Source organism: Bacillus sp. NP157 (assembly GCA_018889975.1).
In the GTDB taxonomy this organism is placed as follows: Bacteria; Pseudomonadota; Gammaproteobacteria; order Xanthomonadales; family Rhodanobacteraceae; genus Luteibacter.
The window spans coordinates 37,307-53,427 of the sequence record CP076546.1; the positions used below are offsets into that span (position 1 = coordinate 37,307).

General features: G+C 67.9%; 10 protein-coding genes and 1 riboswitch. Of the genes, 4 read left to right on the forward strand and 6 right to left on the reverse strand.

What is annotated here, in order from left to right; all coding sequences use genetic code 11:
* Window position 1 precedes the first annotated feature (1 nt).
* Together KPL74_00210 and KPL74_00215 are read right to left on the reverse strand one after the other, a co-directional pair.
* Complete coding sequence (locus KPL74_00210; protein QWT20450.1) at window positions 2-3,658, reverse strand: response regulator; 3,657 nt, start codon at window positions 3,656-3,658, stop codon at window positions 2-4.
* A gap of 100 nt (window positions 3,659-3,758) precedes the next feature.
* Window positions 3,759-4,676, reverse strand: a complete 918-nt coding sequence (locus KPL74_00215; protein QWT20451.1) for a CPBP family intramembrane metalloprotease — start codon at window positions 4,674-4,676, stop codon at window positions 3,759-3,761.
* A 143-nt stretch (window positions 4,677-4,819) separates the two neighbouring features.
* Here KPL74_00215 and KPL74_00220 point away from each other — a divergent pair, with 143 nt between their 5' ends.
* Window positions 4,820-6,481: an FAD-dependent oxidoreductase gene (locus tag KPL74_00220; GenBank protein QWT20452.1), complete on the forward strand. Its 1,662-nt coding sequence runs from the start codon at window positions 4,820-4,822 to the stop codon at window positions 6,479-6,481.
* Between the two features lie 902 nt (window positions 6,482-7,383).
* Here KPL74_00220 and KPL74_00225 read toward each other — a convergent pair.
* Both KPL74_00225 and KPL74_00230 read right to left on the reverse strand, forming a co-directional pair.
* On the reverse strand, window positions 7,384-8,985 hold the full coding sequence (locus tag KPL74_00225) for a peptide chain release factor 3 (GenBank protein ID QWT20453.1): 1,602 nt from the start codon (window positions 8,983-8,985) through the stop codon (window positions 7,384-7,386).
* Window positions 8,986-9,126: 141 nt separating this feature from the next.
* A complete protein-coding gene (locus tag KPL74_00230; GenBank protein ID QWT20454.1) occupies window positions 9,127-10,146 on the reverse strand; it encodes a cysteine synthase A in 1,020 nt (339 codons plus the stop codon).
* Between the two features lie 302 nt (window positions 10,147-10,448).
* Window positions 10,449-10,564: riboswitch (SAM riboswitch) on the forward strand.
* A gap of 91 nt (window positions 10,565-10,655) precedes the next feature.
* Between KPL74_00230 and KPL74_00235 the strand changes: the two genes are divergently transcribed.
* Genes KPL74_00235 through KPL74_00245 form a run of 3 tightly spaced genes read left to right on the forward strand, consistent with a single transcriptional unit; the run spans window position 10,656 to window position 13,953 of the window.
* Complete coding sequence (locus KPL74_00235; protein ID QWT20455.1) at window positions 10,656-11,690, forward strand: homoserine O-succinyltransferase; 1,035 nt, start codon at window positions 10,656-10,658, stop codon at window positions 11,688-11,690.
* Window positions 11,691-11,692: 2 nt separating this feature from the next.
* Entirely contained in the window at window positions 11,693-12,889 is a 1,197-nt protein-coding gene (gene metB / locus KPL74_00240; protein ID QWT20456.1) for a cystathionine gamma-synthase, read from the forward strand.
* A complete protein-coding gene (locus KPL74_00245; GenBank protein QWT20457.1) occupies window positions 12,886-13,953 on the forward strand; it encodes a hypothetical protein in 1,068 nt (355 codons plus the stop codon). Before metB ends, KPL74_00245 begins: the two co-directional genes overlap by 4 nt.
* Here the strand turns inward: KPL74_00245 and KPL74_00250 are convergent.
* Together KPL74_00250 and KPL74_00255 are read right to left on the reverse strand one after the other, a co-directional pair.
* Window positions 13,913-15,277, reverse strand: coding sequence for a HAMP domain-containing histidine kinase (locus KPL74_00250; protein ID QWT20458.1), 1,365 nt, complete (start codon window positions 15,275-15,277; stop codon window positions 13,913-13,915). The genes KPL74_00245 and KPL74_00250 overlap by 41 nt on opposite strands.
* Window positions 15,274-15,948, reverse strand: a complete 675-nt coding sequence (locus tag KPL74_00255) for a response regulator transcription factor (protein ID QWT20459.1) — start codon at window positions 15,946-15,948, stop codon at window positions 15,274-15,276. The genes KPL74_00250 and KPL74_00255 overlap by 4 nt, the downstream gene beginning before the upstream one ends.
* Window positions 15,949-16,121: the final 173 nt, after the last annotated feature.

The window sequence follows — 16,121 nt, forward strand, 5'->3', positions numbered from 1 at the left end:
CTCAGTTCCTTGCCGGCAGCCACACGCGGATCATCGACAGCAGGCGGTCGACGTCGATCGGCTTGGACAGGTAATCGTTCGCGCCCGCTTCCAGGCACTTCTCGCGGTCGCCACGCATCGCCTTCGCGGTCAGCGCGATGATCGGCACCTTCGCCACCGCCGGCTTCGCACGGATCGCGCGCATGGTGTCGTAGCCGTCCATCACCGGCATCATGATGTCCATCAGGACCAGTTCCAGCGCGGGATCCTTGTCCAGCGCGTCGAGGGCCTTCTGCCCATCCTGCGCCATCACCACGTCGACGCCCTTGCCGCGCAGCACCTTCGACAGGGCGAACAGGTTGCGCATGTCGTCGTCGACCAGCAGTACGCGGCGGCCGCGCAAGCCGGCTTCGTCGACGCCGGTGGCCGCGGTCGGCTTCTCGCTCGCCGGCACGCTGCCACCGTGGCGGATGGAGTGCAGGAACAGGCTGACTTCGTCGAGCAGGCGGTCGGGCGAGCGGGCCCCCTTCACTACGATGCTGTCGGTGTACTGGCGGATCTTCATGCTCTCCTCGCGGGAGAGGTCGCGGCCGGAATACACCACCACCGGCGGGGTATGCCCGGACTGCGACAGCCGCTCGAGGAATTCCATGCCGGACATGCCGGGCAGGCCGAGGTCGAGCACGATGCAGTCGTAGGCGGTGTCGTTGGTCTTCGCCAGGGCTTCCTCGCCACTGGCGGCTTCCTCGATCACCACGTTGTCGTCTTTCAGCAGCGTGCGCACGGCGGCGCGGGCGCTGCTGTCGTCGTCGACCACCAGCAGGTGGCGCGTGCGGCCTTCGGCGAAGTGGAGCAGGCGGTCGAATGCCGTGCCGATCGATTCGCGGCTGACCGGCTTGGTCAGGAAGCCCACCGCGCCCAGCTCGAGGCCGCGGGTGGCGTCGTCGGTGGCCGAGATGAAGTGCACCGGGATATGCCGCGTGGCGACGTCGCCCTTCAGCCGCTCGATCACCGTCCAGCCATCCATGCCCGGCAGCATCACGTCGAGCAGGATGCCGGTGGGGCGGTACTGGCGGGCCAGCGCGAGGCCGGTCTCGCCGTCGGCCGCCGCGAGCACGCGGTGGCCCTTGCGATGGATCATGTCGGCGAGGATGCGTGCGAACGCCGGGTCGTCCTCCACCACGAGGATGATGGTGTCGCCCGGACCGATCGCCCGGCGGTCGTCGTCGATGGATTCGGCGAGCAGGCCGGGCGACAGCGGCAGCGTCGCTTCGGCGGCGGCCTGTTCCAGCGGCACGGCCACGGCGCGCTGGCCGGTGTCCGGCGCAACCTCGGGAAGGAACAGGGTGAACGTGCTGCCACGGCCCACTTCGCTGTCCAGCACGATGTCGCCGCCCAGCAGCATGGCGATGCGGCGGGAAATGGCGAGGCCCAGGCCGGTGCCGCCGTACTGGCGGCTGGTGCTCGCGTCGACCTGTTCGAAGGCGTGGAACACGCGCTGGAACTTGTCGGGGGCGATGCCGATGCCCGAGTCGGTGACCGCGATGGCGATGGCGTGGGCCGCGTCCAGGCCGGCGGGCAGGGTGGTCCCCGCCGCCGGACGGCCGATGCGGGCGCGCACGCTACCGTTCGCGGTGAACTTGAAGGCGTTGCTCAGCAGGTTGTTGACCACCTGCTCGAGCTTGCCTGCGTCGGTGTTGATCGTGGCCGGCAGGCCGTCTTCCACCGTGATCTCGAACGCGAGTTTCTTTTCCTGCGCCACGTGGTTGAACGTGCGGCGCAGCGTGCGCGACAGGTCGGCCAGCGCGAAGTCGTCAGTCATCAACTCCATCTTGCCGGCTTCGACCTTGGACAGGTCGAGGATGTCGTTGATCAGGCGCAGCAGGTTGGAACCGGCATCGTGGATGATCCGCGCGGACTCGACCTGTTCGCCGGTCAGGTTCTCTTCGTCGTTGTCGGCCAGGCTGCGCGACAGGATCAGCAGGCTGTTCAGCGGCGTGCGCAGTTCATGCGACATGTTGGCCAGGAACTCGGACTTGTACTGGCTGGCGCGGGCGAGTTCCTCGGCCTTTTCCTGGGTCTCTTCCTGCAGCGCCTCGAGGGCGTCCTTCTGCTGGTTGAGGGTGACGCCCTTCTCGCGCAATTCTTCGTTCGACGCGTGCAGTTCCTCGGTCTGGACGCGCAGCTCTTCCTCCGACGCGATCAGGCGTTGCGACTGCTCCTGCAGTTCGGCGGTTTTCGCGTGCAGCTCGCTGTTGGTGGCCTGGAGGGCGTCCTGCTGGCCGCGTAGCGCTTCCTCGGAGGCGCGCAGCTCGTCGGCCTGGCTCTGGGTCTTGTCGAGCAGGTCGCGGGTGCTGAGCGCGCGGGAGAGGTTTTCCAGCGACAAGGCGACGATCGGCACGAGCTCGTCGAGCAGGCGTTCCTGCAGCGAGGTGAGCTGGCTGAAGCTGGCGATCTCGATCACGCCGAGCAGGGCGTCGCGCGACTGCACGGGCACCACGGTGATGCTGCGCGGCGAGGCTTCGCCGGTGCCGGAGTGGATCCGCGTGTAGTCGTCCGGCACGTCCTGCAGGACGATCGTCTGGCGATTGGCGGCGGCCTGTCCGACCAGGCCTTCACCCAGCGCGTATTCGCTGGTGACGTGGCGGCGCTGGCGGAAGCCGTGGCTGCCGGCCAGCTCGAGCCGGCCGATGTCTTCGCGGAACAGGTAGAACACGCCGACGCCGGCTTGCAGCGTGGTGACCAGCTCGGTCACCAGCACGTCGGCGAAGTCGCGGTAGGTCTCGCAGCCCTGCAGGCGATTGGACACGTGGGAGACGCTGGACTTCAGCCAGGTCTGCCCGGCCGTCTCGATCGACATCTCCTTGAACACCTGCAGCGCGCGGGCGATCTCGCCGATTTCATCGCGGCGCTTCAGCTGGCGCACTTCGATGCCGTGGTCGTGGTTGGCCAGGCGGGTCATCAGCTCGGTCATGCGCACCAGCGGGCGCGTGATCAGGCGGAAGGTCATCGCGATCACCAGCGCACCGACCACGAGGCACAGCACCAGCGACAGGATGTCGATGGCGCGGGTGGTCGACAGCGTGGTATCGAGCGCGGCGTTGCGTTCGGTGAGCAGCACGCGCTCGGTCGCCGACATCTCGGCGACCAGCTTCTGGATCTCGGCCATTAGCACCGTGCGGCGGGCGAAGTAGTCGCGGCGGATCCCGTCGCGCGCTTCGGCGCCTTCGGCGGTCACGGACGAGCCGATCGCGCGCATGGGTTCCAGGCCATTCTTCAGCGCCTCGACCTTCCATCGATCGAGCATGTCCTGCAGGCGGTCGATGCGCGACTGCTGCAGGGGATTGTCCGCCGTGAGCCGGCGCAGGCTCGCCAGGCTGTTGACCAGTGCACGGTCGGCGCTCTCGAAATCCGCGTACTCGTTGTCCGACTGGTTCAGCATGAAGCCGCGCGCGGCGACCTGGCGCTGCTGCGCGTCGGCGCCCACCTCGCCCAGGGTCAGCAGCACCACGTAGGTGTGTTCGGACCAGGCCCGGGTCTCCGTTTCCCGGCCCAGCGAGACCAGGTTGGCGACGCAGGCCGCCACGAACAGGAACAGCAGGGCGCCAATGGCGAGGATGATCTTGCGCTGCAGGGGTTGGTCTGCGAGCCAGTGGTGCTGCTTTTCGGTAGAAGACATGCGCTGACCGGTAGTGGGCGGGGGCGGGCGTGGCAGCCCTAGGTAGTACAACGAATCCGTGTCGGCCTTCCATGGCCGACGGCACATTATCGGCAGCTGGCTAGCCGGCCTTAATGGCCCGGCGGCGCCAGAACGGCGCGACCAGCGTCCCCCGGCGGATGGCGACGGCGAGTAATACGGCTGTCAGGGTCGAACAGATGCACAGCGCGACCACCGAGGCCTCGGCACCGAATTCGCCGCCGGTGAGCCAGTCCGGCCCCTGCAGGCGCGAGGCGAGCCAGCCCTTGAGCTCGAAGCCGGAAACCGGGATCCCGTAGAACGGGCCCTGGGCGACGTTCCAGGCGGCGTGGACGCCCATGCAGATCCACAGCGAGCGGGTCACGTTATAGATCAGCCCGAACAGCAGGCCGGCCTCGAGGGCGATGGCCATGGCGCTCCAGGCGGTCGCATGCGGGTTCCAGATGTGCATGAAGCCGAAGAACGCGGCGGACAGCAGCAGGGAGATCCAGGTGCCCAGGCCCTCCTCGACGATCCGGAACAGCACCCCGCGGCTGATGATTTCCTCGCCCACGCCGGCGCCGACGCCGAGCACCAGGACCAGGCCCTTCCAGGGTACGTCCGCATTCGTGCCAGCCACCGTATAGGCACCCAACGCCCAGAGCGCGCCGACCACCAGCGAGAACAGCGCGAAGCCGCCGAGCAGGCCGACCAGGACGTGGGGGACGAACTTGCGCGGGGCCAGCTCGTCCATCCTTCGGTTTTCGATGGCGCGAACGACCAGCCAGTAGGCCAGGACCACCGGCAGCAGGCGCGAGGCCTCGAGCAGGAAGGTGGTGTCGCCGAAGGCGATCTGGCCGTGCGGCAGGCCCAGCGCCAACCAGACCCGGTTGACGGTGAAGCCGATGGCCGCGGCCAGCACGGCGAAGGCCACGATGCGGCCGACCGGCGAACGCAGGATGCGCAGCGCGAGTGGGGTGACGGGCTCGGGCAGGGGTGCAACGGTATCTGTCGTCGTCATGGGCTCGGTCGGTTGGCGGATGCGCAGGCAAGTCTACGCAGGCATGATGGTGCACCGATACAAGATCATGCCGTCGCGCCACGGTATCGTCCCTGCCTCGGGGCGAACCGGCCCCATTGACCCCCGAATACAGCGGAGTGCCGATGTCGAAGCCGCAAGACAACGATCCGTCGAGCCCGATGAACCGGACGGCGCAGACCTTCCCGCGGCTTGACGACGACATGGCCGCCCGGGTCGCCCATTACGGGGTGGAGGAGCAGGTGCCGAAGGGCACGATGCTGTTCCAGCGCGGCCAGCGCCGGGTCGACTATTTCTTCGTGCTGGACGGCACCATCGAGGTCTATGACCTGGACAAGGACGGCCAGCCGCAGATCGTGGTCGTGCATGGCCGGCACCAGTTCACCGGCGAGGTGGACCTGTTCAGTGGCCGCCAGACGATGGTCAATGGCCGCACGGGTAGCGACGCACGGATCGTCCGGGTCGACCCGGCGCATTTCCGTCGGCTGGTAGCGGGTGAGCCGGACATCGGCGAGATCATCATGCGCGCCTTCATCCTGCGCCGGGTCGGCCTGATCCAGAGCGGGCAGGGCGGTGTGTGGCTGGCCGGCTCCGCGCATGCGGCCGATACGGTTCGCCTGCGCAGCTTCCTGATCCGCAATGGCTACCCGCACAAGTTGCTCGACACCGACATCGATGAAGACGCGCGGCACCTGATCGAAGGCTTCGGCCTGCAGCCGGACGAATGCCCGGTGGTGATCCTGCCGGATCGCCGCGTGTTGCGTTGCCCGACCACGACCGACCTCGCCGACGAGTTGGGCATCACGATCGAGCTGGACAGCGAGCACGTCTACGACGTGGCGGTGATCGGCGCCGGTCCGGCCGGCCTCGCCGCCGCGGTGTATGCGGCGTCGGAAGGCCTGGACACCGTGGTGCTGGAAGCGCTGGCCCCGGGTGGCCAGGCCGGTACCAGTTCGAAGATCGAAAACTACCTTGGCTTCCCGACCGGCATTTCCGGCCAGGCGCTGGCGGGGCGTGCGCAGGTGCAGGCGATGAAGTTCGGCGCGCACATGGCGATCGCCCGTGAAGTGCGCAGCATGGATTGCGGCAGCCATCCGTATCGTTTGCACCTGGATAACGATACGACGGTGACGGCGCGTTCGGTGGTGATCGCCACCGGTGCCCGCTATCGCAAGCTGGCCCAGGTGGATTACGAGCGTTTCGAAGGGCAGGGCATCCAGTACGCCGCCACGGCGATGGAGGCCACGCTGTGCGCGGGTGAGGAAGTGGTGGTGGTCGGCGGCGGCAATAGCGCCGGCCAGGCGGCGGTGTTCCTGGCGCGCACGGCGTCGCACGTGCATATCCTGGTGCGTGGCGAGGGGCTGGCGGCGACGATGTCGGATTACCTGGTGCAGCGCATCGCGCAGTCGCCGCGGATCACGTTGCATCCGTATTGCGAGATCGATCACCTGGATGGCGATGCGTACCTGCGTGAGGTGGGTTGGTATTGCATGCGTACGGAGGTGCAGGAGCGGCGCAAGGTGGCGAGCCTGTTCGTGATGATCGGCGCGGAGCCGAACACGGCGTGGCTGCAGGGTTGTCTGGACCTGGATAAGAAGGGTTTCGTGCTGACGGGGCGTGATGCGGATGGTTATGCGACGCCGTCGCCGTATGCGACGACGTTGCGTGGTGTGTTTGCGGTGGGGGATGTGCGTTCGGGTTCGGTGAAGCGGGTGGCGGCGGGCGTGGGCGAGGGTTCGGTGGTGGTCCACGCGATCCACCGCTTCCTGCATCCGTCACCGGTGTAACGGCTGCAGCGGTTGCCGCTTCGCGGCCATGCCTGACGGCCTCCGGCCGAACCGCCGCCCTGTAGGAGCGCGCCTGCGCGCGATGGTCGTCCGCGCGGCGCTCGTACCTGGCCGCAGGACAGCCCTCGGTGCCTACCCTCGCTGCTCAGACAGGTCCTCCGCGCTCGATAAGGTTGGCCGCAGCCGCGGCCCATGTACTTATTGCCCTACGGGCGCTCGCTTGTGCGGAACTCGCCTCGAGGGTAGGCACCGAGGGCTCTCTTCATCCGTGCCGCAAGCTGGGTGGGACAGCGACGCCGTTGGCATCCCCGACGCAGCGGCGGCTCGTGTAGGAGCGCGCCTGCGCGCGAACAGCCAACAGCGCGGTGATGCAGGAGCGTGAGTCATCGTCCTTGCCGAATGCCTTCGAACCAAGTCGGAGACGTGCGCTGGTTTCATCGCTTCCATGAGCCATGAACAACGATGTGGTCGGGTGAACCGCTGGCCTGCATCAATCCATAGCCTCATTCGCCCGAAGCCATGCTGAGGGTTCGCGCGCGGGCGCGCTCCTACAGGAGCCGGTGCTGCGGCTCTCCACCCCAGCTCACGTCAAGGTTGAAGACAGCCCTCGGTGCCTACCCTCGAGGCGAGTTCGTGGCGGCGAGGGGGCCGGGCGGAAGAAGCCCGAAGGGGGCCGGCCACGATGGCCGGCCGTTCTTGCCGAGGCAGGATGCCGAGTCAAGAACCTCCGCCCGGCACCCGGTGCGCGGCCGTAGGCCAGATAGGAAACGGGCTGCGGAGCAGCCCCTCCTTTTCGCACGCCAGAACGCTGTCTGAGCAGCGAGGGTAGGCACCGAGGGCTGTCCTGCGACCACGCCCGAGCGCCGCGCAGAGGTGCGTCACAGCGGCGCGCAGGCCTGGCGTCAGACTTCGACGGAGGCGGCGTGTTCGCGGGTGGCGGAGAAGCGGACCTGGGGCCAGCGTTCCTGGGCGAGCTGGAGGTTGACGCGGGTGGGGGCGAGGTAGACGAGTTCGCCGGCGGCATCGATGGCGAGGTTGCCGGCGTTCTTCTCCTTGAATTCTTCCAGCTTCTTCGCGTCGTCGCAGTGGACCCAGCGGGCGGTCGCGACGCCGACCTGTTCGAAGATGGAGTCGACGTTGTATTCGTCCTTGAGGCGGTAGGCCACGACGTCGAACTGCAGCACGCCGACGGCGCCGAGGATAAGGTCGTTGGACATCAGCGGCCGGAAGAACTGGGTGGCGCCTTCTTCGGAGAGCTGGGCGAGGCCTTTTTGCAGGGCCTTCATCTTCATCGGGTCGCGCAGGCGTGCGCGGCGGAAAAGTTCGGGTGCGAAGTTGGGGATGCCGGTGAACGACAGGCCTTCGCCTTCGGTGAAGGTGTCGCCGATGGTGATGGTGCCGTGGTTGTGCAGGCCGATCACATCGCCAGGGTAGGCGCGTTCGACGATCTCGCGGTCGCTGGCCATGAAGGTCAGGGCGTTGGCGATGCGGACTTCCTTCCCGGTGCGGGTCTGCTGCATCTTCATGCCGGCGGTGTAGGTGCCCGAGCAGATGCGCATGAAGGCGACGCGGTCGCGGTGGGCCGGATCCATGTTGGCCTGGATCTTGAACACGAAGCCGGTGAGCTTTTCTTCCGCCGGCAGCACTTCGCGCGACAGCGTGTCGCGCGGGCGCGGCGAGGGTGCGTGTTCGACGAAGTGTTCGAGCAGCAGTTCGACGCCGAAGTTGTTCACGGCGGAGCCGAAGAACACCGGCGTCTGCTTGCCGGCGAGGTAGCTTTCCACGTCGAACGGATTGGATGCGCCGAGCACGAGTTCCAGTTCGTCGCGTACTTCGGCGAGGGCTTCCTCGCCGATGCGTGCGGCGAGTTCCGGGTTGTCGAGGCCCTTGAAGATCGTCGAATCCTGGCGGGTGAAGTTCTTGCCCGGCTCGAAGATGTGCACTTCGTCGAGCAGCACGTGGTACACGCCCTTCAGGCGCGAGCCCATGCCGATCGGCCAGGTCACCGGTGCGCAGGCGATGCCGAGCACGGATTCCACTTCGTCGAGCAGGTCGATCGGCGAGCGGCCTTCGCGGTCGAGCTTGTTGATGAAGGTCATGATCGGCGTGTCGCGCAGGCGGCACACTTCCATGAGCTTGATGGTGCGTTCCTCGACGCCCTTGGCGCAGTCGATCACCATCAGGGCCGAGTCGACCGCCGTGAGCACGCGGTAGGTGTCTTCCGAGAAGTCAGCGTGGCCCGGGGTGTCCAGCAGGTTCACGATGGCCCCGTTGTACGGGAACTGCATCACCGAGGACGTCACCGAGATGCCGCGCTCCTTTTCCAGCGCCATCCAGTCGGACGTCGCGTGGCGGGCGGCCTTGCGGCTCTTCACCGAGCCGGCCATCTGGATCGCGCCACCGAACAGCAGCAGCTTTTCGGTCAGCGTCGTCTTGCCCGCGTCAGGGTGGCTGACGATGGCGAAGCTGCGCCGGCGGCGGGTTTCGGTGAGATGGCTGGACATGGCAAGGGTCGCTGGGGGCTAACCGGGCATTGTAGCAAGGAGAGGGGGTGGGGGATGGGAAGTGGGGGCGCCGGCCCATGCCCAGGGAGGACCGGCAGCGCCCATCCCTGCGCCCCACTTCCCAACTCCCATCTCCGGTATTCAGTCCCCGCTGAACGCCCGCGCGAGCCAGTCCGGCACCGGAATCCCCTTTCCGCGCAGGAATCCCGGGTTGAACAGCTTCGCCTGGTAGCGCATGCCGCTGTCGCAGAGCACCGTCACCACCGTGTGGCCGGGGCCGAGGTGGCGGGCGAGGCGGATGGCGCCGGCGATGTTCACGCCGCTGGAAAGGCCGACGCAGTAGCCCTCGTGGTGGAGCAGGTCGTGGATTTCGGGGATCGACTCGGTATCCGGGATGGACCAGGCGAGGTCGATCGGGGCGTCGAGGAAATTGGCGGTGAGCCGGCCGTTGCCGATGCCTTCGGTGATCGAGCTGCCCTCGGCCTTGAGTTCGCCCGTGAGGACGTGGCTGGCCAGGGCGGAGCCGGCCGGGTCGGCGAGGGCCACCAGGATGCCTGCACGACGGGCCTTCAGTGCCCGGCCGACGCCGGCGATGGTGCCGCCGGTGCCCGAGGCGCAGGCGAAGCCGTCGACCCTGCCACCGGTCTGTTCCCAGATTTCCACGCCGGTGTGGGCTTCGTGCCACTCGCGGTTGGCCAGGTTGTCGAACTGGTTGGCGAACCAGGCGCTGCCGGGCTCGCGTTCGTTCATCTCGGCGGCGAGGCGGCGGGCGGTGGCGGCGTAGTGGTTGGGGTCGGTCCAGGGCCCGGCTGGCACCAGGCGGACGTCCGCCCCGGCGGCACGCAGGGCATCGATCTTTTCGCGGCTCTGGGTGTCCGGCATGACGATGAGCGAGCAATAGCCCCGGCTGTTGCCCAGCAGGGCCAGGCCGATGCCGGTGTTGCCCGCCGTGCCCTCGACCAGGGTGGCCCCGGGCCGGAGCAGGCCCAGCCGCTCCGCGTCGTCCAGCAGGCCCAGTGCCGTGCGGTCCTTCACCGAGCCGCCAGGGTTGAGGAATTCGGCCTTGGCCAGGATCTCGCAGCCCGTGGCCTCCGAGGCCCGGCGCAGGCGCAACAGGGGAGTCTGGCCGATGCCGGCGCTGAGGGTGTCGTAGGTGGTCATGGGGGTGATGTTAACTGCGGGGACGTGGATTCGTCGCTTTGTCCGGGCGAATGTCAGGCGGCCGCTGGCGCGGCCTGTGAGTCGGTCGATGGCGCGGCCTTTGGAACCGTGAATATTGGCTGCGCGGGCGCTGAATGTTTCGAAGGAAACTGTCGCGCGCAGGCGCGATCCTACATTTACCGTTCGCAGCGGCCATGGGCCGCGTCTGCCAGGCCGCGCAAGCGGCCGACTCACGGCCATCCAGATGTATAGACGTCTATACGGCTGTTGACAGGCCATGGATCGGCGCGTATCGTCGATTCCACTCATCGAGACCGGCTGAGGGACAGGCCCTTTGAAGCCGGGGCAACCTGCGGATTTCCGCGACGGTGCCAACTCCTGCGGTGCGTGGTTCGCCACGCAAGCCGATAGATGGGAATGTCCGTGCCGGTCGCGTTTCTTCGCGTCGCCGTGCAGGGCAGTCCGGCTACAGGTATCCGCAGGGCTCGAACCCGACTGGAACCCCGGACATGCCCGCAGAGCCCCTCACCGTGATCTCCCTCCCCGAACAGGCCGTGGCCACCGCGCCGCGTGGCGCCGCCGATCTCACCGAGCAGCGTGGTACCCGCCGCGTGTCGTTCCTGCCCAAGTACGGCAGCGAGCCGGTGGCCGTGGATGTCCGCTACCTCTGGTGCGGCGCGCCCCACGCCCCCACGGTCGCCGTGCAGGGTGGCATCTCGGCCACCCGCGACGTCTGCGCCGGCCGCGATCGCCAGGGCTGGTGGCAGGAGCTGGTCGGCCCCGGTTCGGCCGTCGACCTGGAGCATTGCCGGGTGCTTTCGATCGACTGGCTGGTGCCCGACGATGTCGAAGGCATCGATTCCATCTCCAGCGAGGACCAGGCCGCGGCGCTTGCCGCGCTGGTGGACGAACTCGGCATCGGTCGCCTGCATGCCTTCGTGGGCTCGTCGTACGGCGCCATGACGGGCCTGGCTTTCGCGGCCAACCACCCGGACAAGGTCGGTGCGCTGGTGTTGCTCGCCGGTGCCCATCGTCCGCACCCGCTGTCGACGGCGCAGCGCTCCGTGCAGCGCGGCATCGTCCGGCTTGGCATCGAGTCGGGCCGCACCGACGAAGCGCTGGCGCTGGCTCGCCAGCTGGCGATGACCACCTACCGCGGCAGCGAGGAATTCTCCCGTCGCTTCGCCGCCGGCCCGGAACTGCGCGATGGCCGCTTCTATTTTCCGGTGGAGGATTACCTGGAGCACGCAGGCCGCCGTTTCGTCGAGCGCTTCGATCCGCTGCGTTTCCTCGCGCTGTCCGAATCGATCGACCTGCACGACATCGCCCCGGAGCGTGTCCACGCACCGACCACCCTGGTCGGCTTCCCGTCCGACCGTCTCGTGCCGCTGTCCGACCTGTGCGAATTGCAGCGTCGCATCGGCGGTACCGCCACCCTCGAAGTCGTGGATTCGCCGTATGGCCACGACGCCTTCCTCAAAGAAACCGTGCAGCTCGCCCCCGTGCTGCGTCACGCACTCAACGACTGTCGCGGAGACCGCTAACCATGACTCGTGAAACCCGCCTGTGTACCCGCGCCGTTCGCGCCGGCATTGAATCCGACACCCAGCATGGCGCCGTCGTGCCGCCGCTGCACCTGTCCACCAACTATGCCTTCGAAGGATTCGGTCGCAAGCGCGCCTACGACTACTCGCGCAGTGGCAACCCGACCCGCGACCTGCTCGCCGAAGCGCTGACCGAGCTGGAAGAAGGCGCCGGTGCCGTGGTCACCAACACCGGTATGTCCGCGGTCGCGCTTGCGCTCGAGCTGGTCCCCGCGGGTGGCCTCGTGATCGCTTCGCACGATTGCTATGGCGGGACCTGGCGCCTGCTCGATGCATGGGCGAAGAAGGGCCGCTTCAGCGTCCGCTTCGTCAACTTCAACGATCCCACCGCGCTGGCCGATGGCCTGGCCGCGAAGCCGGCCCTGGTCTGGATCGAAACGCCGTCGAACCCGCTGCTGCGTATCACCGACGTGCGCCACGTGGCCCAGGCAGCGCATGCCGTCGGCGCGCTGGTGCTGGTCGACAACACCTTCCTGTCGCCGGCCTTGCAGCAGCCGCTGAAGCTCGGCGCCGACGTGGTGCTGCATTCCACCACCAAGTACATCAATGGCCACAGCGACGTGGTCGGTGGTGCGGTGATCGCTGCCGATCCGGCCGTGGCCGAGCAGCTGAAGTGGTGGGGCAACTGCAACGGCCAGACCGGCTCGCCGTTCGACAGCTTCCTCACCCTGCGCGGCGTGCGTACGCTCGCCGTCCGCCTGCGCGCCCATGAAGAGAATGCACGTCGCGTCGCCGACCGCCTCGAAGGACACGAAGCCGTTGAGCGGATCTACTACCCGGGGCTGGCCTCGCACCCGGGCCATGCACTGGCGCAGCGCCAGCAGAAGGGCTTCGGCGCGATGCTGAGTTTCGAGCTTGCCGGTGGCGATGCCGCGATCGAAGCGTTCGTCGACGGGCTGCAGTACTTCTCGCTTGCCGAGTCGCTGGGCGGCGTGGAAAGCCTGGTGGCGCACCCGGCCACGATGACCCATGCGGCGATGGCGCCGGAAGCACGTCGGACGGCCGGCATCGCCGACAACCTGCTGCGCCTGTCGATCGGTATCGAAGACGGCGACGACCTGATCGACGACCTGGAAGCGGGCCTGACGCGTGCCGTGGCGGTCACCAAGGCTTCGTCGAAACGCAAGGTCGGCGCATGAGCGCCGTGGCGGTGTCACCCCTCGCTGCGCAGGCACCGCGTACCGCCGTCGTGCTGTTGGGCACCGGCGTGGTCGGCCGGGCGCTCCTGACCTTGCTGGCCACACCCGCGGCTGACTCGCTGCGCCTCGTAGGCGCGGCCAATTCGCGCCGCCAGCACGTCTTCGCCGACGGCCTGCGCCCGGGCGACGTCGCCGACGCGCTGACCCGCGCACGCGATGGCCGCGACAACGCGCCGTTACTCGCGGCGCTCGACGCCACGGGTGCGGCGCGCAAGGTGGTGATCGACGCGACCGCTTGTGCCATCGAAGCCACTCGCCATGCGGACTGGCTGACCCGGGGTTACCACGTGGTCACCGCGAACAAGGCGCTGGCTGGCGGCCACCTGCAGGGCTGGCGTGCGCTGCAGGCGGCGTCGTCCAGCGGCGCGGTCTATGGCGATGCCGCGACCGTCGGCGCGGGCCTGCCGGTGCTGTCCACCCTGCGCCGCCTGCGTCGCTGCGGCGACAGCCTGCTCACCCTCGAGGGCGTGTTTTCCGGTTCGCTGTCGTGGTTGTTCAACCAGTACGATGGCTCACAGCCGTTCTCGGCACTATTGCGCGATGCACGCCGTCTCGGTTTCACCGAGCCCGATCCGCGTTCGGATCTGTCAGGCGAGGACGTTGCGCGCAAGCTGTTGATCATCGCGCGCCATGCCGGCTTCGCCCTGGGTAGCGACGAGGTGGAAGTCGAGAGCCTCGTGCCCGAATCCCTGCGCGGTGTCGAGACCAAGGTGTTCCTCGATCGCCTCGAAGAGCTCGACGAGCCGCTGGCACGGCGCCACGCTCAGGCGAAGGCCAACGGCAAGGTGCTGCGTTACCTCGCCCGGCTGAACCAGCGTGGACGTGCACGCGTCGGCCTGGTCGAGGTGGGCCTGGATCATCCGGCCTCGCGGCTGTCGGGGACCGACAACCAGTTCGCGCTGACCACGACGCGCTATCACTCCACGCCGCTGGTTATCCAGGGGCCGGGTGCGGGTCCGGAGATCACGGCGCAGGCGTTGTTGGGGGATGTGCTGGGGCTCTGAGCGAGGGCGCCGGCGGAAAGGTGACGCGGACCAGGGTGCCGCCGTCGCTGGCATCGAGGATGCTGGCGTGGCCCTTGTGGTGTGACATCACCTGTTGCACGAGGTGAAGGCCCAGGCCGGTACCCGAGGAGCGCGGGCGCAGTCGATGGAAAGCTTCGAACACCCGCTCGCGTTCGTCGGCGGGAATGCCCGCGCCGTTGTCTTCGACCTCGATCGTGCTGCCTTCGACGCGCACGGTGATCTGCTTGCCGCCGTGTTCGACCGCGTTCTGGATCAGGTTGGTGAGCACGCGTTCGATGGCACCGGCGTTGCCGCTGATCGGCGCAGGCCGGTGGGTCACGACTTCGATGGATTTGTCCGCGGCGATGAGCAGCGGGGCGAGGTCGGCGGCGACACGACGGGCGATGGCGGCGGGATCGATCGCTTCGAACGGCGCACCGTTCTCGAGCCGATGCAGGTCGAGCAGCTGTTCGGATAGCGTGGACAGGCGCGACACATCCGCCGCAAGGCCGCGCAAGGCGGGATCGCTGCTTGCTTCGACCTTCATCCGCAGGATGGCGATGGGCGTGCGCAGTTCATGCGCGGCGGAGGCGATGAACCGGCGTTGTTGCTCATGGCCGTCGTCGAGTCGGCCGAGCGCATCGTTCACCGCGCGAACCAGTGGCGTGATCTCCCGCGGCAGCTGGTCTTCCGGCAGGCGGATGCCCTGGCTTCCCACCTTGATGTTCTCGGCCTCGCGCGCCGTGCGTACGACGCCTGCCAGTGCGCGACGGACGATCCACGGTGTCGCGACGATGGAAACCAGCGCGAGGGCGAGGAACAGCGGAACGGCGATGAGGTTGGATGCGAGCGCGATCAGCAGCGTGAGCGGCCGCACGATGCCGTGCGCGGCGATCATCATGTTGCCGGCCGGCCCTGTCGCGTGCCGGACGACGGCGGACGTCGTGTAGGGCGCCGACTTGCCGCGGAAATCCGCGGACGTGAAGGCATCGAGGTGGGGCAGTAGGGGGCGAAGTGCGTCGGGTACCGTGCCGTAGGTGACGTACGATCCGTCGTCCAGTTTCGCGGCGAACCACAGGTCGGTGGAGTCCTTGCGCAGCTCGTCCAGTGCGGGCGTCTCGCGGACGACGGCGTGTCCTTGCGCGTCGCGGACGATGGCCTTCGCCGCCACGTGCACGAGCACGTCGTCGGCATACATGCCATTCACGCTCGAATGCAGGATCAGCAGTACCAGCACGCCGGCCGAGGCCACCAGGGTGAGGAACTGCAGGATGAGCGGCTGGACGATGAGGCGCGTCTTCAGCGAGAACGGGCGCCGGCTCATGGCGTCGCCTTCAACAGATAGCCGACCCCGCGGATAACGTGGATCTCGACCCCTGCCTCGGCGTCGGCGAGCTTGCGGCGCAGGCGCGACACATGCGAGTCCAGGCTGTTGGACTGGATCTCGTCGTCGAAACCATAAACGGCCTCCTCCAGCGATTCGCGCAGCACGGTGCGGCCGCGTCGGCGGAGCAGGGCGGCCAGGACGCGGATCTCGCGACGCGGCAGGTCCAGGCGCTGGCCACGGATGCTGGCCTCGCCGTGGGCGAGGTCGAAGACGAGATGTCCCACGGTGACTTCGTCGGCGGCCAGTTCGTTGGGCCGGCGTTGTATCGCGCGGATGCGGGCGAACAGCTCTTCCAGCTCGAACGGCTTGACCAGGTAGTCGTCGGCACCGGTATCGAGGCCGGCGACGCGGTCGGTCAGTTCACCGCGCGCGCTCAACACGATGATGGCTACGCCCGGGCAGTGGGCGCGTAGCACGGGGATCAGGCCGAGGCCGTCGCCGTCGGGAAGCGTGCGGTCCAGGAGCACCAGCTGGTGTGCACGCGCGCGGATCGCTTCGCTGGCGAGCGCCACGCTATCGACCCAGTCGACGATGAATTGCTCGCGCTCGAGCACGCCGCGCATGGCGCCGGCGAATTCGACCTCGTCCTCGACCAGCAAGATTCTCATCAATTTGGCTCCTGCCCCAGCATAGCCGCAACCCTGCACGGCATGCATTGCGCCAACGTTGCGCCGCACCCTGGCGGGCCTTGCAGGCGTTTCGAGCCGACCACCGCGGCCTGCCGCTGTCGGTGGCAGACGCCATGTTGGCGCAACCTCACCCATGTTCCCTTACGCATACC